22 protein-coding genes are annotated in these 25059 nt (G+C 68.6%); 17 read left to right on the top strand and 5 right to left on the bottom strand.

What is annotated here, in order from left to right:
* The first annotated feature begins 524 nt into the window (after positions 1-524).
* The 16 genes from EV671_RS27780 to EV671_RS15570 all read left to right on the top strand — a co-directional run bounded on the left by EV671_RS27780 (position 525) and on the right by EV671_RS15570 (position 19491).
* Complete coding sequence (locus tag EV671_RS27780) at positions 525-2000, top strand: serine/threonine protein kinase (RefSeq protein WP_132573353.1); 1476 nt, start codon at positions 525-527, stop codon at positions 1998-2000.
* A 226-nt stretch (positions 2001-2226) separates the two neighbouring features.
* On the top strand, positions 2227-4509 hold the full coding sequence (locus tag EV671_RS15640; RefSeq protein ID WP_132573351.1) for a hypothetical protein: 2283 nt from the start codon (positions 2227-2229) through the stop codon (positions 4507-4509).
* 24 nt (positions 4510-4533) lie between these two features.
* A complete protein-coding gene (locus EV671_RS15635) occupies positions 4534-5859 on the top strand; it encodes an OmpA family protein (RefSeq protein WP_132573349.1) in 1326 nt (441 codons plus the stop codon).
* Positions 5860-5984: 125 nt separating this feature from the next.
* On the top strand, positions 5985-9113 hold the full coding sequence (locus EV671_RS15630) for a choice-of-anchor D domain-containing protein (protein ID WP_165917590.1): 3129 nt from the start codon (positions 5985-5987) through the stop codon (positions 9111-9113).
* A gap of 32 nt (positions 9114-9145) precedes the next feature.
* Positions 9146-9559 (top strand): JDVT-CTERM system glutamic-type intramembrane protease MrtJ, encoded by a 414-nt coding sequence (gene mrtJ / locus EV671_RS15625; RefSeq protein WP_165917589.1) that lies wholly within the window; start codon positions 9146-9148, stop codon positions 9557-9559.
* A gap of 11 nt (positions 9560-9570) precedes the next feature.
* A complete protein-coding gene (locus tag EV671_RS15620; protein ID WP_165917588.1) occupies positions 9571-10605 on the top strand; it encodes a porin in 1035 nt (344 codons plus the stop codon).
* A 178-nt stretch (positions 10606-10783) separates the two neighbouring features.
* Positions 10784-10972, top strand: a complete 189-nt coding sequence (locus tag EV671_RS15615) for a hypothetical protein (RefSeq protein ID WP_132573340.1) — start codon at positions 10784-10786, stop codon at positions 10970-10972.
* 36 nt (positions 10973-11008) lie between these two features.
* Positions 11009-11512, top strand: a complete 504-nt coding sequence (locus tag EV671_RS15610; RefSeq protein ID WP_132573338.1) for a hypothetical protein — start codon at positions 11009-11011, stop codon at positions 11510-11512.
* Between the two features lie 48 nt (positions 11513-11560).
* Entirely contained in the window at positions 11561-12670 is a 1110-nt protein-coding gene (locus EV671_RS15605) for a cytochrome c oxidase subunit II (RefSeq protein WP_132573336.1), read from the top strand.
* A 12-nt stretch (positions 12671-12682) separates the two neighbouring features.
* Positions 12683-14455 (top strand): cytochrome c oxidase subunit I, encoded by a 1773-nt coding sequence (locus tag EV671_RS15600; protein WP_132573334.1) that lies wholly within the window; start codon positions 12683-12685, stop codon positions 14453-14455.
* On the top strand, positions 14452-15075 hold the full coding sequence (locus EV671_RS15595; protein ID WP_243655753.1) for a cytochrome c oxidase subunit 3 family protein: 624 nt from the start codon (positions 14452-14454) through the stop codon (positions 15073-15075). The genes EV671_RS15600 and EV671_RS15595 overlap by 4 nt, the downstream gene beginning before the upstream one ends.
* 13 nt (positions 15076-15088) lie before the next feature.
* Positions 15089-15778, top strand: coding sequence for a heme-copper oxidase subunit III family protein (locus EV671_RS15590; RefSeq protein ID WP_132573333.1), 690 nt, complete (start codon positions 15089-15091; stop codon positions 15776-15778).
* 8 nt (positions 15779-15786) lie between these two features.
* Positions 15787-16113 (top strand): cytochrome C oxidase subunit IV family protein, encoded by a 327-nt coding sequence (locus EV671_RS15585; RefSeq protein ID WP_132573332.1) that lies wholly within the window; start codon positions 15787-15789, stop codon positions 16111-16113.
* A 10-nt stretch (positions 16114-16123) separates the two neighbouring features.
* A complete protein-coding gene (gene cyoE / locus EV671_RS15580; RefSeq protein ID WP_415840486.1) occupies positions 16124-17020 on the top strand; it encodes a heme o synthase in 897 nt (298 codons plus the stop codon).
* Between the two features lie 93 nt (positions 17021-17113).
* Positions 17114-18793, top strand: a complete 1680-nt coding sequence (locus EV671_RS15575; RefSeq protein WP_132573331.1) for an ExeA family protein — start codon at positions 17114-17116, stop codon at positions 18791-18793.
* 26 nt (positions 18794-18819) lie between these two features.
* Positions 18820-19491, top strand: a complete 672-nt coding sequence (locus EV671_RS15570; RefSeq protein WP_132573330.1) for a general secretion pathway protein GspB — start codon at positions 18820-18822, stop codon at positions 19489-19491.
* 33 nt (positions 19492-19524) lie between these two features.
* Here the strand turns inward: EV671_RS15570 and EV671_RS15565 are convergent, their stop codons facing one another.
* From EV671_RS15565 to EV671_RS15545, 5 genes are all read right to left on the bottom strand, one after another.
* Positions 19525-19722 (bottom strand): hypothetical protein, encoded by a 198-nt coding sequence (locus tag EV671_RS15565; RefSeq protein WP_132573328.1) that lies wholly within the window; start codon positions 19720-19722, stop codon positions 19525-19527.
* A gap of 14 nt (positions 19723-19736) precedes the next feature.
* Positions 19737-20306, bottom strand: a complete 570-nt coding sequence (locus EV671_RS15560; protein ID WP_132573326.1) for a hypothetical protein — start codon at positions 20304-20306, stop codon at positions 19737-19739.
* 93 nt (positions 20307-20399) lie between these two features.
* Positions 20400-21971 carry an ABC transporter substrate-binding protein gene (locus EV671_RS15555; protein WP_243655752.1) on the bottom strand — a complete coding sequence of 524 codons (1572 nt, stop codon included), beginning with the start codon at positions 21969-21971 and terminating at the stop codon, positions 20400-20402.
* 75 nt (positions 21972-22046) lie between these two features.
* A complete protein-coding gene (locus tag EV671_RS15550) occupies positions 22047-23276 on the bottom strand; it encodes a cyclic di-GMP phosphodiesterase (protein WP_132573324.1) in 1230 nt (409 codons plus the stop codon).
* A gap of 142 nt (positions 23277-23418) precedes the next feature.
* Positions 23419-24063: a c-type cytochrome gene (locus EV671_RS15545; protein WP_132573322.1), complete on the bottom strand. Its 645-nt coding sequence runs from the start codon at positions 24061-24063 to the stop codon at positions 23419-23421.
* Between the two features lie 88 nt (positions 24064-24151).
* On the opposite strand from EV671_RS15545, the gene EV671_RS15540 reads away from it, so the two are divergent.
* Complete coding sequence (locus EV671_RS15540) at positions 24152-25006, top strand: AAA family ATPase (RefSeq protein ID WP_132573320.1); 855 nt, start codon at positions 24152-24154, stop codon at positions 25004-25006.
* Positions 25007-25059 lie beyond the last annotated feature (53 nt).

The raw sequence follows: 25059 nt of genomic DNA, 5'->3' as shown, positions 1-25059 counted from the left end.
ATCGAATACTGACCTGGGGAGCGCCGTAGTGCCTGGTCATGGCCAAAACCGCCGTCTCACCGCCGAATAAGAGCGTTTCCTGACCGCCGCCAACACGCGATCTTGAATCGCGCGAGCCAGACTTTGCTGTTAGCCTGGAGATAGACGTAGAAGCCGTCTTCTATGTCGTGCTTGTCGACCAAATTGTTCATCGCGCCTCTGCCGAGTAAAAGCAGGGACAGTTTTGCAAAGAATTTGCAAAGTTGCGATCTGGTAGGCTATGTCATTGATTTAACGTGTGATTTTTTGGCACAATGCTCTTGAAAACCGCCGAAGGTGTGAGCCTTCCGTGAGTTCGAATCTCACCGCTTCCGCCACACAGTGCGCATCTGCGTCCCGCCCAATCTCCAGGCTGAGCATGAAGCCGGGTTCGCTCAGGAGCGGCAGGGGTTGCGCGCCGGCCGCGCACCTCACGCCAATTCCGCGACGGCACCGGTGAAACGCCCGACGAGACCGGACAAGCCATTGGCGAGGATGTAGCGACCATGGCGACCGGCCCCGTTTCTCCGTCATCAGCGGCTGAACACGACGATCATTCGCTGCCTGTCGGGACGCGCCTGGGTGAATTCGAGATCACCCACCGCATCGGCGAAGGCGGGTTTTCAGTGGTCTACCTGGCTTGGGATCATTCCCTGGACCGCAAGGTTGCGCTGAAGGAATACATGCCGGCATCGATCGCGGTGCGCGGTGGAAAAACCCAGGTCGGCCCCCGCTCCGAGCGCCTGCGCGACACCTTCGATGCAGGGCTGAAAAGCTTCATCAACGAAGCCAAGCTGCTGGCCCAGTTCGAGCATCGCTCGCTCGTGAAGGTGTACCGCTTCTGGGAGGCCAACGGCACCGCCTACATGGTGATGCCCTTCTACCAGGGCAGCACGGTGCGCGACACCGTGAGGCAGATGCCCGGGCCACCCGACGAGGCCTGGATCGGCGGCTTGCTGCGCCCACTCGCCGAGGCGCTCCAGGTCATCCACGAAGCCCAGTGCTATCACCGGGACATCGCGCCGGACAACGTGCTCCTGCTCGCCGAAACCGGCCAGCCCCTGCTGCTCGACTTCGGCGCGGCACGCCGCGTGGTGGGCGGCATGACACAGGCGCTGACCGTCATCCTCAAGCCCGGCTACGCGCCGATCGAGCAGTACGACGAGATCCCGGGCATGAAGCAGGGCCCCTGGACCGATGTCTATGCGCTTGCCGCAGTGGTGCACTGGCTCATCACCAGCAAGACGCCGCCACCGTCGGTCGGGCGCGTGCTCAACGACACCTATGTACCTCTCACGACGGCGGCAGCCGGCCGGTACAGCGAACGCTTCCTCGCCGCGACGGACCGCGCGCTGACGGTGCTGCCCGACCGGCGAACGCCATCGATCCAGGCTTTCCTCGCAGATCTTGGCCTGCTGGCGCCCGCATCGGCGATGCCCACCACGCAGCTGCTCGCAGAGGACGACGAGATCACGATCATCAGGCCGCCGGCCGTCGCGCGCGAGCCCGCCGCGACGGCGACACGGCAGCCGACCAGCACGCCGGCAACCGTGCAAACCGGAAGCACTGCCGCGGGTTCGCTGAAGACCCGCCTGGTGATCGGCGGCGCTGCGATTGCAGCGGCGCTCGCTGCCGGCGGCTGGTGGCTGGCCCGCCCACCGGCCCCGACGAGCGCCAAACCGCTGCCGGCGAAGCAGGAGGTTCCGGCCGAAGAAAAGCCGCTTGTGGCCGCGCCGGCGCCGGTTGCCGGCCCGCCCCCATCGGTGGCACCCACCCCGGCGCCCGAGCCCCTTCCCCCGCCTCGCACGGCGGTGGCCCCCGCACCGGCCCCGGTGGCCCCCAAGCCGCGGGCCGTGGCCAGGCCCTCCCCTTCTCCCGTGGCAGAGCACGCCGCGGAGTGCGCCAACGTGCTGCAGCGCCTGTCGCTTGGCGAATCGAGCCCCGAACTGCTCGAACGCGTGAAGACGCTCGGCTGCCGCTGACAGGCCCTCTTCCTGCTTTTCCGAGCAGCCGCGCCGGGCGCTCTCGGTGAAAACCTGCGCTTGAGTGCAGGTTTACCCTTCGTCAATCTTGGTGATGCCGGCACCCAGGGGCTGCACGCAAGATCGTTCCGCCAACCCAAGAGTCGCGCGCAACGCCAAGCCTTGAAGGCCTGTCCAGCGCTGCGGTTTCGAACGATCCTGGTCAGGGGCGAACGGTATGCGGACGATGCTTCAACCTTGCAGGGGCGTGTGGTCGGTGGCGGGGGCACTCGTGGTGGCCGCGCTGGCGTCGTCCTGCGGCGGTGGGCATGGCGGCTCCACCGGCACTCTGCAGGACAGCGGCCCCCAGCAGACGAGCCTGCAGGTCCAGGCGTCGGACGACGATGGCGACACGCTCAGCTACCAATGGCGCGTGACCGGCGGCACGATCGAGAACCGCAACAGCAGCAGCACCGTCTGGACCCTGCCGCCAGGCCCCGGCCTGCATTTCGCCTACGTCATGGTGTCGGACGGCCGCGGCGGCCACGCCGAGCAGCAGTACGCCGTCAGCTCCGACACCGTCGACAACCCTCAGCCAGCCGCCTCGCCCGCCAGCTACAGCCCGCCAGCCGTGGCCGCCGCCGACGAGTTCGACGGCGCCTCGATCCGGCTGCGCCTCTACCAGGCCGAGGCAACCGACTTCGCCGCCGGCAGCGGGCCGGCGCTGCGGCGCCGGATTTACCTGCCCGACGTGACCGTGCAGGTCATGGATGGCGGCACACAGGTCTTCGCCGGCCGCACCGACCTGGGTGGCGAGATCGTGCTGCCCCGCCTGCCCAGCGGCAAGACCTATCAGCTGACCTGCAGCGACGCGCAGGGCGTGGCGCTGTCAGGCTGCCCCGCCAGCCTGGACCCGGCCAACGACAGCTACTCCGAGAGCTCGCAAGGCCTGCAAATTCCCGCCGCCGTGGCCGCGCAACGCAATCTGCATCTGTTCGGCCATGTCGGCCTGGCCGATGGCAGCGTCTGCACGACGGAGAACGGCTTCTTCGACGTGGCCACGTCCGCCACGGTCCAGTTGCAGCAGGCCGACGGCACGCCGGCCAGCGAGACCGTCCATGTGAACCGCTATGGCGACTACTTCATCGCCGCCTCGGTGCCCGTCAGCGGCACGCAGTTCCAACTCAAGCTCAGCTGCGAAGGCTACCAGGTCAGCCAGAACCTGACCGCGCCGGCGGGCGGCTTCCTGGGCAGCGCGGGGACTATCGAGCTGTCCATCGTGATCCCGAACAAGCGACCGGTGATCCAGAAGATGGTGGCCGTCGGGCCGGACGGGAGCCTGCGCGGCCGCATGATCTCGGCGCTTCCCGGCCAGGCGTCCAACGCGCTGCCCGGCGCGACGCAGTTCCTCAGCTACAAGGGCCTGGACACCAAGCTCAGTGCCTGCAACTACTACAAGGGGCTGGGCGCGGTAAAGGACTGCGATGCACAGGGCAATATGCAGGGGGCCATCACGCTGGACGACTGGCTGCGCGCCAACCAGCTCGGCAAATACGCGGGCAGCAACGCCGTCGCCAGCGCCACCTACATCAACCAGCGCGACCTGAACCTGGTGCGCCGCATGAGCGCCACGCAGCTGGCCGCCGACCATCTGGCCTTCAACGTCTGCAACCACCCGGGACCGGACGGCCAAACCCAGGCCGAGGTCGATGCACGCATCGACACCGGCCTGGCGGACGACAACCGCGTCGCCTGCGTCGCGATGGAATACAGCAGCGTGCCCGGACGCAACGGCGGCAAGCCCTTCACGAAGTTCTTCACCTTCGCCCCGGACGGCAGCCTGCTGGCCTCGATCAACCTCGACCAGCGCGGCGAGAAATACATGCCCGGTACCTGCGTGGCCTGCCACGGCGGCAGCCAGTACGCCGGCCGCTTCCCCGAGAAGGGCAATGCCACACCCTATCTCGGCGCCAACTTCCTGCCCTTCGACACCAACAACTACCTGTTCTCCTCGCACGCCGGCCTCGACGAGGCCGCGCAGGCCGCGGCCATCAAGCAGCTGAACATGCTGGTGCTGGCCACCGCGCCAAGCACCTCCACGCAGAACCTGATCGCCGGCTGGTATGCCAAGGACGGAACCAACGTCGACAAGCAATACCTGCCCCCCGCCTGGGCCGGTTTCGACCCGGCCAGCCGCGGCATCAACGCGACCCAGGCCGACGCGTCGAAGTTCTACCTGAACGTGGTCGCCACGTCATGCCGCACCTGCCATGCGGCGATGCGCGACAACTTCGACTGGGACGGCAAGGAGGCCGGTGCAACATTCCCGCGCCTGCTGGGCTTCAGCGGATCACCCAAGCTCTGCGGCGGCAGCGAGGACGTGGCGATCAACGCCAGCATGCCCAACGCACTGATCTCACGCGACCACCTGCACGACAAGCTGGTGGCCGACCCCGCCCTGGCCACCTTGATGCAGGCCTTCATGGGCTGCTCGGATCCCGCCCCCGACCCGGCCTATCCGAAACGCTGAAGACGAAGACAAGGGAGCACCGCCGTGACCAATGCAAGCAGGGGCCGCCTGGCCGCATGGACCTTAGCCGCGCTGCTGTCGGCCTGCGTCAACCCGCCATCGACTCCTGTCGGCGCGCAGACTCAGCCGGCGCCGCTACTGGTGGCCACCGACGCACCGGCCGCGCCAACCGCAGCAGCGGCACCAGCCGCGCCTGCCGCAGCTCGTGCCGCCGTCACGCCGCGCGGCCCGGAGCGAACCTTCGTTGCGCCCGACCCGATTCCGTTCGAGGCCTCGGTCGAGCGGGCCGGCAGCCAACTGCTGGCCGACGCCCAGGCCCAGGTCGGCGACGAGGCACGCACCGTGGTCATCGACCCGCTGATCGACGCCAACACCGGCGCGCAGACCGTCAGCACCGTACGCATGGGCGAGAAGCTGCAGGCGCTGCTGAAGCAGGGGCATCCGGGCTGGACACTGAAGCCGCTGACGCGCGCGACGCTGGAATCGCGCCCTCTGCTGCTGATCGGCACGCTGACACCCGTGACCGTCGAGCGCTCCATCGACAAGCAGCCCGACGCCTTCCGCGTCTGGCTGACGATGATCGACCTGCGGACCCAGCGCGTCGTCGCCAAGCAACTGGACCGCGCCACCGTCGCTTCCGTCGACCCGGAACCGCTGCGCTACTTCCGGGACAGCCCCAGCTGGCACCGCGACAAGACCGTGGCGGGCTACATCAACTCCTGCCAGGTCAACACCAGGATCGGCGACGCGGCCGACCCCGACTACCTGCAGCGCCTGCCCGGCGCGGCCGTCCTGAACGAGGCCATGCTGGCCTACAACGACGGCAAGGTGCCCGAAGCCAACAAGCTCTACAAAGAGGCGCGCGGCCTCACCGACCCGGGCGACCTGCGGCTGCTCAACGGCCTGTATCTGACCTCCTGGCAGCTCGGCCATCGCGACGAGGCCAAGGAGGCCTTCTCGCACCTGGTCGATTCCGGCCTGGAGGCCAGGCGCCTGCCGGTCAAGCTGCTGTTCAAGCCCGGTACCGTGTTGTTCAACGACATCGGCGACCTGGGCACCCAGTACCAGATGTGGCTGGGCGCCATCGCCGACGAGGCCGGCAAGGCGCCGGTCTGCGTGCGCGTGACCGGCCACACCAGCCGCACCGGCAGCGCAAGCGCCAACGAAAGGCTGTCGCTGCGCCGCGCGGAGGCGATCGCGCAGGCCCTCACCACCCGCAACCGCTCGCTCGGCGCGCGGCTGAAAGTGGCCGGCGCCGGTTCGCGCGAGGCGCTGGTGGGCCTGGGCACCGATGACCAGCGCGACGCGCTGGATCGGCGGGTGGAGTTCAAAGTGGTGGACTGCGTATGAAAGCCGTGTGGCGCGCAGCGGGCGACGGTGTGCTTGAGAGGCTGTCGATGAAGCGAATTCCATTGCATGCTCTCCGGCGGCCAAGCCTGATGCACCCGTGGGCATGGCTGGCGGCGCTGTGCCAGATGTTCTTGACTGCTGCGGCGCTGGCGCAGAACGATGCCGGCGCCGGCAGCACCTACTTCAGCAATCACTGCTATAGCTGCCACCACCAGCCTGGCGGCAGCGCAGTCGCGCTGACAGGCCGCCTGAGCCTTGTCACGTCCAGCGGCCTCAGCAGCGCCATCACCGCCGCTATCGGGCAGCCTCCCAGCGACCCGTCCGGCGGCGCCATGGGTACCGCCAATGCCGATAGCACCGTATTGGGAAATTTGGCTGCCTATTTCCGTACGACAGTGCCCTCGGCAAGCATCGCTGTCAGCACCGGCTACTACAACAACGACCCGGTCATTTCTGGCTATCCGCAGGCTGTCACCCAATCACCGGCCTTGTCGCTGAAGGCAACATGCTCTACCACCGGCGCGGTGCCTTTCAGCATCGCAGCTGGGCAGAGCAGCGCCGTGGTGAACGGCCTGTTGGCCGGCGAGAGCTGCAGCATCAGCGAGGAGGCCGATCCCGCCGGAGGCGCCTTGTCGTGGGGCTACCGCTTCGGCAACAAGGGCGAGGCGACGTTCTCGCAAAATCAGCCCTTCACGCTGGGCGCAGGCGCGACGAATTCGATCGCCGTGAACAATGCGATACATGGACCAACTGCGGCGGTATTGCATCTCACGGCGGGCTTTGCCAACAACACCCCCGCACACGCCAGCCCAACGACGCCCATCGCCTTCGTCGTGCACTGCACCCAGCGCAGCGCGGACATCCAGAGCAGCTTCGCGGCCAACGCTTCCTTCGATGTGGGCAACCTCGCCCAGGGCGACAGCTGTACGGTCACCGGCAGCATCGGCGCGGGCGCCACGCAGCCTTCGGGCGGCTACACCTTCGGCGTATTCAGCTACACCCCTTCCCAGACGGTCAGCCTGAACTCCGCCACCATCCCGTTGACGCTGACGAACACGCTGATCACGCCTTCAGCGTCCGTGCAGATCTCGCTGGCCTACTCGAACAACACGCCCAACCACGTCACCACCGCACCGTCGCTGGGTGTCCAGCTCGTCTGCAGCCTCAGCGGCACCGTCAATGCGAACCTCGCCACGGGCGCGGCCGCGACGGTCAACAACCTGCTGGCGGGCGAGACCTGCATGGCCAGCGAGACCTCGATTGGCGGGGAAGCCCTGAGCGCCAACTACACGCTGTCGCACACACCGACATTCAGCCCGTCCAACAATTTGACGCTCGTGGCTGGCAGCGGCAATTCATTGACGGTCACCCACGCCGTGATCGCCCCCGGCGCCGCGCAGTTCTTGATGCAAGATCCGCTGACCTTTGCGGCTGAGGTCGGTGGTAGCGACACCAAGGCGACCACCATTTCCAACACTGCGCTGGCCGGCTCGGCCTTCTTGCACCTCACCGGCTTGGCTTTCACCGACCCCCAATACAGCTTCGCCCCGGGCAACGGTTGTACGTCGACCACGGAATTGCAGCCAGTCAAACAACCTTGCTCGCTGGTAATCACCTTCACCCCCGCCGCGCCGGCACCGCAGCCGAACATGCCGGAGCAGCGCTACGGGACGCTGATCGTCACCTACGATGCCGCCGGAAGTCCAGCTACGCTGCATCTAAACGGCATAGCCAACCCGGCGCCCAGCCCCAGCATCCAGATCAGCGACGCGATGCCGGCCATCGCCGACACCTATCTCGGCAGCACCACTACGCTGCAGCCCATCACGGTCACGAACGGCCCGTCGGCCACGGCGGCACTGCTGATCACCGGGCTGACGCTCAGCGACGTCGCGGCCGCCGACTACGCGCTGGCCGCCGGCACGGGCGCCTGCGCGGTCGACAGCTCGCTGGCCAAGGGCGACAGCTGCACGATCACTATCCAGTTCACGCCGTCGCAGCTTGGCACACGCAGTGCCAAGCTCACCATCGCCAACAACATGCCGGCCAGCCTGCCCAACGCCACGCCGGTGGTCACGCTCGCCGGCAAGGGCATTGCGGTCCCCGCCCCCTTGCTCAGCATCGTCTCGCCGACGCCCATCCACTTCGGCAACCGCACCGTCGGCGGCAGCTACCAGCCGCAACTGCTGACCATTGCGAACACCGGCACGGCCGCGCTGCTGATCAGCGCAGTGCAGGTCACCGGCGCGGGGTTCTCCACCACCGACAGCTGCGCTCCGTCGATCGCGGCCGGCGCTCAGTGCCAATTGCGCATCCAGTACCGCCCGACAACGGCCGGCCAGGCCGACAGCGGCAGCGTGACCATCACCAGCAATGCCGCCGGCTCGCCGCTGGTGGTGGCGCTGGACGGCAGCGGCGTCACCTACACGGCGCCGGTGTTCGTCTGGAGCGCTGCGTCGCTGGACTTCGGCAATGTCTCGGCCGGCTCGCCATCCGCGCCGCAGACGCTGACGATCCAGAACATGGGCCCCGGCGACGCCACGCTGACGCTGGTCAACGTCACCGGCGTCGACGCGGTCAACTTCGTGCTGAACCTGCAGGGCTGCCAGCTCAACCAGACCGTGGTCCAGGGCGCCTCCTGCACCGTGAGCGTCCAATTCGTACCCACGGCTTCGGGCAGCCGCCGGGCCACGCTGCAATGGTCCAGCAGCGGCAGCGCGCCGACGCCGGTGGTGCTGCAGGGCACGGGCCTGGCCGGCGTGGCGGCGCAGCTGGCGCTGTCGAGCGGCGCGCTGGACTTCGGCAGCGTGCGCGTCGGCGCCGCCTCGCTGCCGCAGGAGCTGGTGCTGCAGAGCCAGGGCTCCAGCCTGCTGCACGTGACGGCGATCACCGTCAGCACGCCCTACCAACTGCTCTCCAAGGACTGCGCCGAGCCACCCTTCGACCTGGCGCCCGGCCTGCAGTGCAAGCTGGTGCTGGGCTATGCTCCGGCCGCCGCGGGCACGGCCAGCGGCACGGTGCACATCGCCAGCAACTCGGCACAGATGGTGCCCGATGTGGCGCTCAGCGGCCTGGGCCAGCCTCCGGCCGAGGTGTCCGGCGGCGGCTGCAGCCTCGCTTCCGGCCGCACGGTCTTCGACCCCATGCTGCTGCTGCTGGCGCTGGCCGCGGCGGGCGTGCTCCTGCTCAGGCAATGGCGGTCGCGGCGCGGGGCTGGTGCAGGCGCTGCAAACCGCAGGGAGCAGCGCCCTTGATTGCACTTGCATTTCGTCCGCAACGCCGGGTCTTGCCCTGGCTGCTTCTGTCGTGCGCCGGCCTGGCGGTGGGTCCGGTGCTCGCCTTCGCCGGCATGGGCACTTGGCGTCTGTTCGTCGTCGTGGGCCTGGCACCTCTGCTGGAGGAGATCGTTTTCCGCGCCGGCGTCCAGGCCGAGCTGACGCCGTTGATGCGCTCCGGCCATGCCGCCAACCTGGTCACGTCGACGCTGTTCGGGCTGGCGCATGGCCTCGTCGCCGGGCCGGCCCACGGCATGGCTGTGCTGCTTCCCAGCCTGCTGCTCGGCGAATGCTGGCGCCGCCGGCCGCGCCTCGGGCCTTGCGTGGCCCTGCATGGGGCGATGAACGCCGCCTGGCTGCTGGGCCTGGATGCGATGTGGGCCGGCGGCCTGGCGCCCCTGACGCCTTCTTTCGCAACCGGCTGAGAAAGAACGAGATGAGCACAGCTACAGCAAGACTTCCGATCGGCCTGCGCCGCTGCGCCGCCGCGCTAATGCCGCTGGCGTTGCTGTGCGCCGCCGGCACGGTCCAGGCCCAGCTCGACTACAGCTACCAGGCGGTGCTCGATTTCTCCTATGGGCGCTTCGAGCCGAGCGGCTTCTACCGCAAGTACCGCTTCAACAGCAATTCGCTGTCGGCCTCCTTCGTCGGCGCCACCGCCAGCTATGGCCTCGATGGCGGCTGGACGCCCGGCGCCACCGTCGAGACCTTCCTGCGCTTCCAGGACTTCAAGACTGGCCGCAAGGACAGCGACCCGCTGCTGTCGCGCAACGCCTTCGTCTTCCTCAACTCGCCCTACGGCCGGCTGCGCGTCGGGCGCCTGCAGACCCTGCTGTTCGACGCCACCGCCCGGTTCAATGCTCTCGGCAATTCAATCGCCTTCTCGCCGGCGCTGCGCCAGGCCTTCGGCAACGGCAACCTGATCGGCGTGCAGGGCGATTTCTACTGGGACTCCGCCGTCGGCTACACCTCGCCCAACTTCGACGGCACGACGTTCAACCTGATCTCCTCGCGCGGCGAGCGCTCCAACCACGGCGACCTGAACTCCGCCAACGTGGTCGTGTCACACGGCCTGCTGGCGGCGGCACTGACCGCACAGCATGTGCACATCAACAACGGCTACGACGACCCCACGGACGAGACCGCCTGGCAGCTGGGCCTGAACTACAACCTCGGCCCTGCCCAGCTGTTCGCAACGTGGCTGCGTACGCACGACCCGGGCCTTGGCGTGAACAGCTGGGCAGCGTCGGCCGGCCTGTCGTGGATCGTCGGCCCCGGCTCGGTCGTGTTGCAGATGGGCCAGGCCCATGCCACGGGCGTCGCCATCGACCGCAAGCAGACCAGCGTTGCCGCCGGCTACATCTATGCCTACGACAGCCAGATCGACCTTTATGTGCTGACGCTGAACGACCGCGTCAGCAGGCAGACCAGCGGTGTGTCGTGGGCAGTGGGTGTGCGGGGGCGGTTTTAGCAGACTTGGTCACATAAAAGAGAGGGGCTGCAACGATGTTGATCGTTGATCAGTCCAGCGTTTTGCCGGGACGCGTATTCCCACACTCCCCGTGGAATCGTTGCGCCCCCCAGGGGCGAGGCGTATAAAACCCAGCAACAACATCTTGTCTCACTCATGTGGGCGGCAGGAGGCTGTGATGGGCCATCTCCTCAATGAGCTGTCGCCGGGCATCGAAAGTGTGCGCAGCGGCGGGGAGGTTTTGTTGTCTGCACGCACCGACGCCGAGCAGGCGCGGCGCCCGACCCACGACCAACACGTTGACATCGATGCGGCGTGGGCCCGAGGCATCGGGCACCTGCGGCAGGTTTCGCACCGCGCGCCTTGAGGGCGGCGGCCAGGCATCAGCGAGAAGGAGGCAGCCATGGAACTCCAACTGCAATCCCGCCACGTGTCGTGGCGCACGCCCGACTGGTCGGCTGCGGCCGTGGCCGGCCTGGCGGCTGGCGCCGTGCTGATGGTGCTGGATCTGTGCTGGCCACTGGTGTTCGGCAACGGCGACCCCTGGGCCACGTCGCACAAGATCGCCGCGCTGCTGCTGGGCCAGCAGGCGCTGCATTCGTCGGGCCTCGACCTCGGCGTCGTCGCCGCGGCGCTGCTGATCCACTACACGCTGGGCGTCTTCTCCGGCCTCGTCATCGGCATCGCCATCGCCGGCCTGCGCTGCGAGGGCAGCCTCGCAATGACGCAGGTCATCGGCTACGTGTTCGGCGTCGTCGTCTATTTCGTGAACTTCTATGTGCTGGCCGCGCTGTTCCCGTGGTTCCAGGAGATGCGTGGCGAGGCCACCTTCCTGGGGCAGCTCGCGTTCGGCGTTTGCGCCGCGGAGGTCTATCGCAGGCTGAACCGCAGGCCTGTGGCAGCCTAGGAGAGCGCCCACGCCGAGTGACCCAACCAACGCGAGGCGCAGCCGCTCATGTGGATGGTCATCGCCCTGCTCGCCATCGTCGGTGGCTCGCTGCTGTTCCATGCCCTCACCCCCTGGTGGACCACGGCGCTGGCGTCGAACTGGCGACAGATGGACGAAACGCTGACGATCACCCTCGTCATCACGGGCATCTTCTTCGTCGTCATCAACCTGTTCGTCGCCTACTGCCTGCTGCGCTTTCGCCATCGCGAGGGCCGGCGCGCTGCCTACCAGCCTGAGAACAAACGCCTCGAGCGCTGGCTGATCGGCGTCACGGCACTCGGCATCGCCGCGCTGCTGACGCCGGGGCTGGTGGTCTACGCGAGCTACGTCAACCCGCCCCCCGATGCGCTGCTGCTGGAGGTGGTCGGCCAGCAATGGCAATGGCGCTTCCGCTTCGTCGGCGCGGCGGACAAGCTCGGCGCCAGCGACGCCCGTTTCGTCAGCGGCGCCAACCCGCTCGGCCTCGATCCCGACGACGCTGCTGCGCGCGCCAATGTCGTGGTCACCGGCAACGAGGTGCATCTGCCGCTGAACCGGCCGGTCAGGGTGCTGGCGCGCTCCAACGACGTGCTGCACGATTTCTTCGTGCCGCCGATGCGCGCGCGCATGAACATCGTGCCCGGCCAGGTCAGCGGCTTCTGGTTCACGCCGACGGTGGCCGGGCGCTTCGAGGCGATGTGCGCGCAGCTCTGCGGCATCGGCCACCCGAACATGCGCGGCACCGTGGTCGTCGAGGACGAGGAGGCCTTCAAGGCCTGGCTGGGTGCGCAGCCGACGTTCGCGGCGATGCTCGCGCCGGCCGCCACGGCCGGGGTCGCCGCCGGCGACCTGGTGGCCCGGGGCAAGGGGCTGGCGCAGAGCAAGGGCTGCGTCGGCTGCCATTCGATCGACGGCAGCACCATCGTCGGCCCGAGCTGGAAGGGGCTGTTCGGCAGGACGGAGACCTTCGCCGACGGCTCGACGGTGCTGATGGACGTGGCGGCGCTGAGGCACAAGATCCGCGAGCCGCAGTCGAGGACGGTCAAGGGCTTCCAGCCACTGATGCCCAAGCTCGACATCAAGGACGACGAGCTCGACGCGCTGGTGGCCTATATCCAGGCCCAGGCGGCCCACTGACGGAGGCAAGCCATGAGCGACCATGCCGCCGAAGAGCACGCGCCGACGACCTTCCTCACCCGATACGTCTGGAGCCAGGACCACAAGGTGATCGCCGTCCAGTACGCGAGCACCGCCATCGTGGTCGGCCTCGTGGGCGTGCTGCTGTCCAACCTGATGCGGCTGCAGATCGGCTTCCCCGGCCACTTCGCCTTCATCACGCCCGAGCGCTACTACCAGTTCGTCACGATGCACGGGATGATCATGGTGATCTACCTGCTGACGGCACTCTTCCTCGGCGGCTTCGGCAACTACCTGATCCCGCTGATGGTCGGCGCGCGGGACATGGTGTTCCCGTACATGAACATGCTGAGCTTCTGGGTCTACCTGCTGTCGGTGGTCGTGCTGATGGCGAGCTTCTTCGTGCCCGGCGGCCCCACCGGCGCCGGCTGGACGCTGTACCCGCCGCAGTCCATCCTGCCCGGCACGCCCGGCCATGACTGGGGCATCATCCTGATGCTGGTGTCGCTGCTGATCTTCATCGTCGCGACGACGATGGGCGGCCTCAACTACGTCACCACGGTGCTGCAGGCACGCTGCGAGGGCATGACGCTGCTGCGCATGCCGCTGTCCGTATGGGGCATCTTCACGGCCACGGTGCTGGCGCTGCTGGCTTTCCCGGCGCTCTTCGTCAGCGGCGTCATGCTGCTGCTGGACAAGACCCTGGGCACCAGCTTCTTCATGCCGGCCCTGGTGTCGATGGGGCAGCTCACCGGCTACAAGGGCGGCAGCCCGCTGCTGTTCCAGCACCTGTTCTGGTTCTTCGGCCACCCCGAGGTCTACATCGTCGCGCTGCCGGCCTTCGGCATCGTGTCCGACCTCATCAGCGTACACGCGCGCAAGGCCATCTTCGGCTACCGCATGATGGTGTGGGCCATCGTCATCATCGGCGCGCTGAGCTTTGTCGTCTGGGCCCACCACATGTTCGTCAGCGGCATGAACCCGTGGTTCGGCTTCTTCTTCGCGACCAGCACGCTGATCATCGCGGTGCCCACCGCCATCAAGGTCTACAACTGGGTGCTGACGCTGTGGCGCGGCGACATACACCTGTCGGTACCGATGCTGTTCACGCTGGCCTTCCTGTTGACCTTCCTCTCCGGCGGGCTGACCGGGCTCTTCCTCGGCAACGTCAGCGTCGACATTCCGCTGTCGGGCACCTACTTCGTCGTCGCCCACTTTCACATGGTCATGGGCGTGGCGCCGCTGCTGGTGGTGTTCGGTGCCATCTACCACTGGTTCCCCAAGATCAGCGGCCGCATGCTCGACGACAGGCTCGGCCGACTGCACTTCTGGGTCACCTTCCTCGGCACCTACCTCATCTATTTCCCGATGCACTATCTCGGCATCCTCGGCATGCCACGGCGCTACTACAACTTCGACGGCTACCAGTTCATCCCGCAATCGGCGCACCAGCTCAACGCCTTCATCACCGTCGTCGCACTGGTCGTCGGCGTGGCGCAGCTGGTGTTCGTCTTCAACCTGGTGTGGAGCGTCTTCCGCGGCCGCCGGGCCGAACCCAACCCGTGGCGCGCCGCGTCGCTGGAATGGTTCACGCCGCGGACCCCGCCGGCGCACGGCAACTGGGGACCGCAGCTGCCGGTCGTGCACCGCTGGGCCTATGCCTACAGCGTGCCCGGCGCGGCCGAAGACTTCATCGCGCAGAACGCACCGCCGGAAGCCGGGGGCCTGGAGCCCGAGGCAGCGCCCGGTGCGCCGCGCACCGCGTCGAAGGGGGCGCCGGCATGAACAACACCGGCACGTTGACACGGGCGGACATGCAAGGGCCGGCGCCATCCGCCGCCATGCAGCGCCGCCAGCGGCCGGGCGCGGCGCAGAGCGTCGCCCTGTGGGTCTTCATGGGCGTCGCGACGGCGCTGTTCTCGCTGTTCGGCGTCGCCTACGTGATGCGGCTGAGCGCCAGCGACGCGGTCGCCATCGGCCTGCCCTGGCAGCTCTGGCTCAGCACCGGCTGGCTGCTGGCTGGCAGCGTGCTGCTGCAGCAGGCGGCATGGCGCGCGCAGGGAGGCCAGGCGCCGCGGGCGCCGCTGCTGGCCGGCGGCGCCTGCACGCTGGCCTTCGTCGCCACGCAGGCCTGGGCCTGGCAGGCCCTGCTGGGCGCCAGGGTGTCCTTCACCGGCAACCCGGCCGGCAGCTTCTTCTACCTGCTGACAGCCCTGCATGCGCTGCATGTAGCGGGAGGGCTCGCGGCCTGGGCCTGGGTGCTGCGCTCGCCCGGGCAGGCGCCCTGGCGCATTGCGCTGTGCGCGCGCTACTGGCACTTCCTGCTGCTGGTCTGGGTGGTGCTGTTCACCGCCCTCGGCCTCATCGACCCCGAGGTCGCCGGCCGGATCTGCGGCACCCGCTGACGAGGACCCAGCCATGAGCGCCGTCCCCGAAGCCCCCACGTCACCCGTTCCCCTCATCGGCCTGCGCGGCCTGGTGGCCGACTGGTCGTCCGACCAGCGCGCCTTCCATGTCGCCTGGGGCAAGTTGATGATGTGGATCTTCCTGCTCAGCGACACCTTCATCTTCGGCAGCTTCCTGACCGGCTACATGACGGTGCGCGCCTCCACCACCGTGCCCTGGCCCAACCCGAGCGAGGTCTTCTCGCTGCATGTCGGCGGGGCCGACCTGCCGCTGCTGCTGATCGCCATCATGACCTTCGTGCTGATCAGCAGCAGCGGCACCATGGCCATGGCCGTGAACTTCGCCTACCAGCGCAACCGCCGCAAGGCCGCGCTGCTGATGTTCGCGACGGCCGCCTTCGGCGTCGCCTTCGTGTCCATGCAGGCCTTCGAATGGACCAAGCTGATCGTCCAGGAGGGCGTGAGGCCCTGGGGCAACCCGATGGGCGCGGCCCAGTTCGGCTCCAGCTTCTTCATGATCACGGGCTTCCACGGCCTGCACGTCTCGGCCGGCGTCATCTATCTCAGCGTCGTCGCGACGAGGCTGCTGCGCGGCTTCTACGAACAGCGCGGCAACTACCAGATCGTCGAGATCGCCGGCCTCTACTGGCACTTCGTCGATCTGGTCTGGGTCTTCATCTTCGCGGTCTTCTATCTCTGGTGAGGTGCCGTATGAACGCTCCGGGAACGCCCCAACAACAGCAGCAGCATCCGGTCAGCCTCTACCTCAAGGTCTGGCTGCTGCTGTTCGTGCTCAGCACCCTGTCCTATCTGGTCGACTACTTCCACCTCCAGGGCATGACGCGCTGGAGCCTGATCGTCATGCTGATGCTGCTGAAGGCCGGCTTCATCGTCGCCGTCTTCATGCACATGGCCTGGGAGAGGCTGGCGCTGATCTGCGCCATCCTGCTGCCGCCGCTGGCGCTGCTGGTGCTGGTCGGGCTGATGGCGTCCGAGGCCAACCACACGCTGCTCAGCCGGCTGCTGTTCTTCAAGTGATGGATGAGCCGTGGCCACCGCCGAACTCGCCAAACCGCTGCCGGTGGCCCGGGCGCGGTGGCGTGACTACCTGGAGTTGACCAAGCCGCGCGTCGTCGCGCTGATGGCCTTCACGGTCGTCGTCGGCATGCTGCTGTCGTCGCACTCGCCGCCACCATGGCAAACGATGCTGTTCGGCACGCTGGGCATCGCGCTGGTGGCCGGCGCCGCGGCGGCGATCAACCACCTCGTCGACCGCCGGCTCGACGCGCTGATGGCGCGCACGCGCGGCCGGCCGCTGCCGCGCGGCGCGCTCGGGCGGCGCGACGTCGCGCTGTTCGCCGCCGCGCTGGGCGCGGCCGGCATGGCGCTGCTGCTGGCCTTCACCAACCCGCTCTGCGCGCTGCTGACCCTGGCCTCGCTGCTCGGCTACGCGGTCGTCTACAGCCTGTTCCTGAAGCATGCGACGCCGCAGAACATCGTCATCGGCGGGGCTGCCGGCGCGGCGCCACCGCTGCTCGGCTGGGTCGCGGTCACGGGCCGGATCGACGCCGGCGCGCTGCTGCTGTTCCTCATCATCTTCATCTGGACGCCGCCGCACTTCTGGGCGCTGGCCATCCACCGCCGCGACGACTACGCCCGGGCCGACGTGCCCATGCTGCCGGTCACGCATGGCGTGCGCTTCACGGCAGGCCGCGTGCTCGCCTACACGCTGGCCCTGCTGCCGATCAGCCTGTTGCCGGTCGCCATCGGCATGAGCGGGCCGCTCTACTTCGCCGCCGCGCCACTGCTCGGCCTGCGCTTCATCGGCCACGCCTGGCGGCTGAGGCGCGACGACCGCTGGGGCATGCCGACCTTCAGGTTCTCGATCATCTACCTGTTCGCCCTGTTCGCCGCATTGCTCGCCGACCACCAGCTGATCGCGTGACGCCCTTCGACGCCGCGGGCACGGCACTGCCGGCAATGCAGGCCGCGCGGCTGCCGAAGCGGGCGGCGCGCTGCGCGGCTATCCTGCCGCCCCATGTACGCGTCCTTCTTCGGCTTGAAACAAGCGCCGTTCTCGATCGCGCCGGACCCGCATTACCTGTTCATGAGCGAGCGCCATCGCGAGGCGCTGGCCCACCTGTTGTACGGGCTGGACGGCGGCGGCGGCTTCGTGCTGCTCACCGGCGAGATCGGGGCCGGCAAGACCACCGTCTGCCGCTGCTTCCTGGAGCAGATCCCGGCGAACTGCAACGTCGCCTACATCTTCAACCCCAAGCTCACCGTCCCGGAGCTGCTGAAGGCCATCTGCGACGAATTCCATGTCCAGGTGCCGGCCGGCGCGCAGACGGTGAAGGACTACGTCGACCCGCTGAACGCCTTCCTGCTCGCCCAGCACGCCGCCGGGCGCAACAACGTGCTGATCATCGACGAGGCCCAGAACCTCTCGGCCGACGTGCTGGAACAGTTGCGCCTGCTGACCAACCTGGAGACTTCGGAGCGCAAGTTGCTGCAGGTGGTGCTGATCGGCCAGCCCGAGCTGCGCGGCATGCTGGCCCGGCCGGAGCTGGAGCAACTGGCCCAGCGCGTCATCGCGCGCTTCCACCTGGGTGCGCTGTCGGAGGCCGAGACGGCGCAATACGTCCGCCACCGCCTGAACGTGGCCGGCCTCAGTGGCGCCCTGCCCTTCGACCGCACGGCGCTGCGCCTGATCCACCAGCTCACGCGCGGCGTGCCGCGGCGCATCAACCTGCTCTGCGACCGCGCACTGCTGGGCGGCTATGCCGGCGGCCAGGCGCAGATCACGCCGGCCATCGTGCGCCGGGCCGCCGCCGAGGTGTTCGACGCCCAGCCCGCACCCTCAGCGCCCAGGCGCCGGCCGGATGTGCTCGGCACGGGCCTGGTGGTGCTGGCCGCGGCCGTGGCCGGCGCGGGGCTGGCCTGGGGGCTGCAGTCGCAGCTGGGGCGTGGCGGCAAGGCCGGCGCGGCGGCAGCGGCTACGGCGGCCAGCGCCGCGGCCTCCCCTGCCAGCGCGGCTTCCGCCGCGCCATCCGCCGCGCGTGCAGTTGCACAGCCGGTCTCGGCCGCGAGCGGCGCCAAGCCACCCCCCGAGCCGCTGCATCTGGCCGACTGGGCGCCGCGAGACGGCGACGCCTGGGCGGCACTGGCCCAGCGCTGGGGCCTGCCGCTGCCGGCCCAGACCGAGCCCTGCGCCGCGGCCGCTCAGCAGGGCCTGCAGTGCTACCGCAGCAGCAGCGGCAGCCTGTCGCTGATCCGCCTGATCGACCGCCCGGTGCTGCTGACGCTGCGCCGCCCCGGCCAGCCGCCGGCCCTGGCCGCGCTGGTGGGGCTGGACGGGCAGCAGGCCATGCTGCTGGTGGACGGCATGCCGCGCCGCGTTGCGCTGCCCGAACTGGCCGGCGCCTGGCGCGGCGAGTTCGCCACCTTCTGGCGCGTGCCGCCGGGCTACGCCAACCGGGCCGACAACGTCGCGCCGCTGCGCGGCTGGCTGGCTGAGCAACTGGCACGTATCCAGGGCGTGGCCGTGCCGGGCTCCGCCGCCTCGGCAGCACCGGGCTGGCCCGAGCTGAGCCGCCAGATCCAGGCCTTCCAGGCCAGCCAGGGCCTGCAGCCGGACGGCCGCCTCGGACCCATCACGCTGATGCAGATCAACCGGGCCGCCGACGTGGCCGAACCGCGCCTGGACGCGGCACGCTGAACCCAGAATCGAGCGACCGAACCGCCATGTCCTACATCCTCGATGCCCTGCGCCGGGCCGAAGCCGACCGCGAACGTGAACGCGGCCAGGTGCCGGGCCTGCACACCCAGCCGCCGTCCGGCGGCGAGGCCGCACCGGCCGCCGGCCAGCGCCGCTGGCTGCCCTGGGCCGGCGGCGGCCTGCTGCTGCTGGCCGGCATAGCCGCCGGCAGCTGGTGGGCGAGCGGCGAGCACGAGGCCGCCGTGCCCGCCAATCCGGCCCCAGCCGCCCGGATCACCACGGCGCCAGCTGTTGTGCCGGCGCCCACCGCGCCACCGGCCATGCCGGCGCTCGCCAGCGTGCCGATGCCGCAGCCGGCGGCCTCGGGCTCGCCCTATCTGCCGCCTGCACCACCGCCGGGCGCGCTAGCCGCCGCCCCGGTGCCAGCAGCCATCGCCTCGGCGCCTGCACCCGTGCCGGCGGCCGAAGCGCCCATCCCGCGGCTGGCCGAGCTGCCCGAGAGCCTGCGCCGCGAGATTCCCAAGCTGGCGATCAGCGGCTCGGTCTATTCGGACGACCCGGCCAGCCGCTTCCTGATCGTCAACGGCGAGGTACAGCACGAAGGCGCCAAGCTGGGCGCCGAGCTGATGCTGGAGCAGATCCGCCCGCACGAGCTGGTGCTGCGCTTCAAGGGCCAGCGCTACCGCCAGCCGCTCTAGCCGGGCGCCACGCGCAGGCGCCGCGGCGCCCGCTCAGCGCTGCTGCGGCAGCCGGGTCGACCACAGGGGCTGGCGGGCCAGCTCGGCCGCGGTCGCGTCGTCGGCCGTCACCGCGTATTCATTGCTGCTGCGCTCCACGAAATAGGCCGAGCGAAAGCGCTGCAGGAGCCCCCCGAGTGCCTTGCGAGCCTGGCTGGGAGGGCCGTTGAAGGTGAGCGTCAGCGTGGTCATGGTCGTTTCTTCCATCAAAGGGCCGATCGGCATCGGCCGTCGGCAATCTTTGAACGCCGGCGCGCCGCTGTGGTTGACGGCCGGCCTTGATACAGGCTGTGAACGCGAAACAGCTCACGGATCGCCCGGGTTTGCGCGGCGCGCCGGCTCCGATCGCTTTTCCGGCACGCCGACGGCCTGCTGCTCCCGATCAACGTGAAGCAGGCACTGCAGACGGGCACGCTGCTGCGGTCCATCGAGAACGCGCGCGACGACACGCCGGCGTCGGAAGGGCTGCTGCGCGACCTGTCGCGCCACCGGCCCGACACCACCGGGTCGGCACGCAGATAGGCGTTGCGGGTCTCGGCCGTGCCGTCGGCGTTCAGCGTGGAGGCGATGGCATTGGCCGGCATGCCGCTGATCTTCGCCAGCTCGGCCTGGGCCGTGGGCAGTTCGACGACGACCTCGGCCGTCGGCGCGGCGAGGAACTTGTTGCCGGTCTGCCGCACCCGCGCGTTGCTGCTGGAGCGCGCCAGGTCCACGCGGACGCTCTCGATGAGCAGGTCCGGCCCGCCCTTGCTGGCGGCAAAGGCCGAATCGGCCAACGGCTCGGGCGTGGTGAGCTTGAGGTCCGAGATCTGGGTCTTGACCAGGCTGCCCCGCGCCGCCGCGGGCGGTGGGTCGTTAAACGGCCGGAATCAGCGATTGATCTGCACCCAGGCGAGCTCGAGCCAGTTGTCCGGGCGGTGCACCGGCGTCACCTGGGTCCGGGCGGCCCAGGGAATGACCTGGCGGTGCAGCGGGATCACGTTGACCTGCTCGCGCAGCGCCGCCAGCGCGCCGCGGATCTCGGTCTCGCGCTTGGCAGGGTCGGGCTCGACGCTGCTCTGCGCGGCCAGCGCGTCCGCACGGTCGTTGCGGAAATTGCCGAAGTTGTAGTCGCCCACGCCCTTGTCGCCGCGCTTGCGGTAAAGCGGCGTCAGCGCCGTCTCGGCATCGGTCACGCTGCCGCCCCAGCCGTACATGTAGAGGCTGGTGTCCAGCTTCTCCAGCTTGGGGAAATAGAGCACCCGCGGCATCGCGTTGACCTTGACCCTGACCTTGAGCTGCGCCCACATCGCGGCCAGGGCCACGCAGATCTGCTCGTCGTTGATGTAGCGGTTGTTGGGGCAGTCCAGCGTCACCTCGAAGCCGTCGGCGAAGCCGGCCTCCTGCATCAGCTTGCGGGCCATGGTCAGGTCGTAGGGCAGGCGCGATTGCAGCGCGGCGTCGTCGAAGGACGCGTTGCCGGACGGCGTCAGCCCGCCGGTGGGGATGGACAGGCCGCTCATCAGCTTGCTGCGCAGGGCCTCGATGTCGATGGCCTGGTAGAGGGCGCGGCGCACGCGCACATCCTTGAAGGGGTTGCGGTTGCCCGGCACGTTGGCGTAGAGCAGCCGGTCGCGCGCCTGGTCCATGCCGATGAAGACGAGGCGGTTCTCCGGGCCGTCGATGATCTTCACGCCGGCCGTGTTGCGCAACCGGGCGACGTCGCGCGGCGCGGGGTCGTGCACGAAGTCGACCTCGCCCGAGACCAGCGCGGCCAGGCGCGTCGCGTCGCTGGCGATGGGCGTGAAGACGACCTCCTGCACATTGCCCTGGAACCTGCCCCACCAGTTCGGGTTGCGCCTGAGCACGGTCTTGATGCCGGGCTGGCGGCTCACCAGCATGAAGGGGCCGGTGCCGTTGGCGTTCAGCGCCGCGAAGCCCTCCTCCTTGTTCTTGAAGTCCAGCGGCTTGAGTGCGCGATGCGCCTCGCACCACTTGCGGCTCATGATCCAGAGCTGGTCGATGTGCTGCAGGAAGACAGGGTCGAAGGTGGCGAGCTGGAAGTCCACCGTCAGGTCGTCGACGCGCCTGGGCGTGCCCACCGCGTTGGCGTAGTTGGCGATCTGCGAGCTGGGCTCCTTGGCGCGCTGCACCGAGAAGACCACGTCGTCCGCCGTCAGCGGCGTACCGTCGTGGAACTTCACGCCCGGGCGCAGCTTGAACCGCCAGCTCAGCGGGCCGGTCTGCTTCCAGTCGCTGGCCAGGCCGGGCACCAGGGCCAGCCTGGCGTCGCGGTTGGTCAGGCGCTCGTAGATCTGGCCGTTGACGACATTGGTCAGGCTTTCGTTCTGCGAGTGCGGGTCCAGGGTCTGCGGGTCCCCCGCACCGGCCCAGCGCAGCGTCTGCGCCGACGCACCCAAGGCCAGGGCCATCAGGGCCACAGCCATGCATCGCTTCATCATCTCGGTTCTCCCAACTGCACGGCGGCCAGTTTAGGAGGGCCGGCAAGACCTGGAATCCCCGCGGGGAAGCGCCGGCTATTTCTTGGGGTTCCAGAACTCTTCAAGATGGTTGAAGCCCCAGCTCTCGGGCGGCTCGCGGCCGGCGATGCGGTCGGGCGTGCCGGGGGCGGCGAGGTCGAGCAGCTGCACCGGGATCGGCATGTTCGACTTGGTCGAAAAGAAGACCTTGACCCGCGGTGCCACCAGCGAGGCCGGGTTCTGGTCGACGACCACGCCCAGCCGGCCGGACTGCAGGCGCACCAGCGTGCCCGTGGGGTAGATGCCGACGCTCTTCACGAAGGCCTGGAAGATGGCCGGGTCGAACTGGCCCTTCCACTGCGCCATGCGCTGCAGCGAGCCGGCCGGGTCCCAGGCATTCTTGTAGGGCCGCGTGGACGTGATCGCGTCGTAGACGTCGCAGACGGCGCCCATGCGCGCCAGCAGGCTGATCTGCTCGCCGGCCAGCTTGTGAGGGTAGCCGGTGCCATCGATCTTCTCGTGGTGGTGCAGACAGACGTCCAGCGCCGCGGCCGGCACCTTGGCGCCCTCCTTCAACAGCTCCCAGCCGCGCTCCGGGTGGCTGCGCATCACGCTGAATTCGGCATCGGTCAGCGCGCCGGGCTTGTTCAGCACATCCAGCGGCATCTGCATCTTGCCGACGTCGTGCAGCAGCCCGGCCAGGCCGGCCTCGCGCGCCTCGTCGTCGCCCATGCCCATGTGGCGCGCCAGCGCCACCATCAGGCCGCAGACCGCCACCGAGTGCATATAGGTGTAGTCGTCCCGCGTCTTGAGCCGCGCCAGGCTGATGAAGGCCGACGGGTTGCGCGCCAGCGAGGACGCCACCTCCTCGACGATGGGCAGGCAGACCTCGGTGTCGATGGCCTTGCCCAGGCGGGCCTCGTTGAACAGCGCCGTGACGGCCTGCCTGGAGCGGTGCAGCACCTCGGCGGCCCGGCCGACCTCCTCCTCGAAACCCACTCTGGGCTCGCACTCCCGCACCGCCACCGGCGTGGGCGCGGTGCTGGCGATCGCGACGACGGCCTCGGCCGGAGCCGCAGCGCCGGCCGGCACGGGCGCGTCGGCATCGCAGCCCTTGCTGACATCGATCCACACCGCCGGCACGCCGCTGGCCTTGAGCGCCGCCAGATCGGCCTCGTCCGCCAGCACGAACCGGGTCTTCCAGAACGGATGCGACAGCCAGGAGCCTTCGAGGGATTGCAGGAACATCCCGAGCTTGGCTTCGGAGGTGGGGATCTTTTTCAGCATGGACGCGCGCCCAGTATCCGCGCCGGAGGCCGAATTCGCGGGCCGGCGTCCGTGCAGCCCTGCACGCTCGGCCCACTTCCCTGCGCCCAGCAAAAAGCCGCCCTCGGCGGGGCGGCTCCTCGGCTGCGGCGCGGTGGCCGGATCAGCGGAACTTGCTCTGCGGCACGGTGCGCAGTTCGCTGGGCAGCGTACCGATATAGGCGGCGATGGCCTTCAGCTCGGCATTGCTGAACTGCTTGACCTGGCCGGCCATGATGGCGTTGCCGCGGCCGACGACCGAGTTGCCTTCGGTCTTGTAGGCCTTCAGCGCGACGCCGAGGTAGTCGGCGTGCTGGCCGGCCAGCTTGGGGTAGCTGGGGTCGATGGGCTTGCTGAAGTTGGCGCCGTGGCAGGAGATGCAGGCGCCCTTCTTCAGCAGCTCGGCCACATTGGCCGGCGCCTCGGGGAGGGTGTCTGGCACGGCCGGGGCCTGGGCCTGTTGTTCGTAGAACGCGGCCACGTCGGCGATGTCCTGGTCGGTCAGCGACGCGGCGATGCCATGCATGGTCGGGTGCTTGCGGTCGCCCTTGGCATAGGCATGCAGCGCCGATGCGATGTACTTCGCGTTCTGGCCCGCGATCATCGGCACCTTGTGGACCTCGGGGAAGCTGGCCTGATAGCCCGGGATGCCGTGGCAGCCGATGCACATCGCGATCTTCTTCTCACCCGCCTTCGCGTCCTGAGCCTGGGCTGCAAAAGCGCCGAGGAGGGTGGCCAGGACGAACGACATCTGCAGCAGTTTTTTCATGTCTCGATGGTTGTCGGGTTCTAGAGCGGCGGCGATTATAGGAGGCCTCCTATACTGATCCGGCCCCTTCAAACCCCGGTTTTCCCCCATGAAATTCCAAGGTTCCGACCAGTACGTCGCCACCGCCGACCTGATGCTCGCGGTCAATGCCGCGGCCACCCTGCAGCGCCCCCTGCTCATCAAGGGCGAGCCCGGCACCGGCAAGACCATGCTGGCCGAGGAGGTCGCCACGGCGCTGGGCATGCCGCTGCTGCAGTGGCATATCAAGAGCACGACCAAGGCCCAGCAGGGCCTGTACGAGTACGACGCCGTCAGCCGGCTGCGCGACAGCCAGCTCGCCGGCATCGAGGGCAGCGAGCGTGTGCGCCACATCGAGAACTACATCGTCAAGGGCGTGCTGTGGCAAGCCTTCGAAGCCGACCGCCCCGTCGTGCTGCTGATCGACGAGATCGACAAGGCCGACATCGAGTTCCCGAACGACCTGCTGCGCGAGATCGACCGCATGGAGTTCTACGTCTACGAGACGCGCCAGCTCGTCAAGGCCCGGCACCGGCCCCTCGTCTTCATCACGTCCAACAACGAGAAGGAGCTGCCCGACGCCTTCCTGCGCCGCTGCTTCTTCCACTACATCAAGTTCCCCGACGCCGAGACGATGGCCAGGATCGTCGACGTGCACTTCCCGACGCTGAAGAAGGAGCTGCTCGCCGCCGCGCTGAAGAACTTCTACGACGTGCGCAACCTGCCCGGCCTGAAGAAGAAGCCCAGCACCTCCGAGCTGATCGACTGGCTCAAGCTGCTGCTGGCCGAGGACGTGCCGGTGGACGCGCTGCAGGCCAAGGACGAAAAGGTCAGCATCCCGCCGCTGGTGGGCGCCCTGCTGAAGAACGAGCAGGACCTGACCCTGTTCGAAAAGCTGGTCTTCATGCAGAAAAACAACCGCTGATGAAGCCCCCATGCTCGCTTTCGCTCGCTGCCCCCCGAGGGGGCGCCCAGTGG

It is taken from the genome of Roseateles saccharophilus (assembly GCF_004342485.1).
Taxonomy (GTDB): domain Bacteria; phylum Pseudomonadota; class Gammaproteobacteria; order Burkholderiales; family Burkholderiaceae_C; genus Pelomonas; species Pelomonas saccharophila.
Note: the sequence above shows the minus strand (reverse complement) of the source record. Positions and strands in the feature narration are given on the sequence as shown.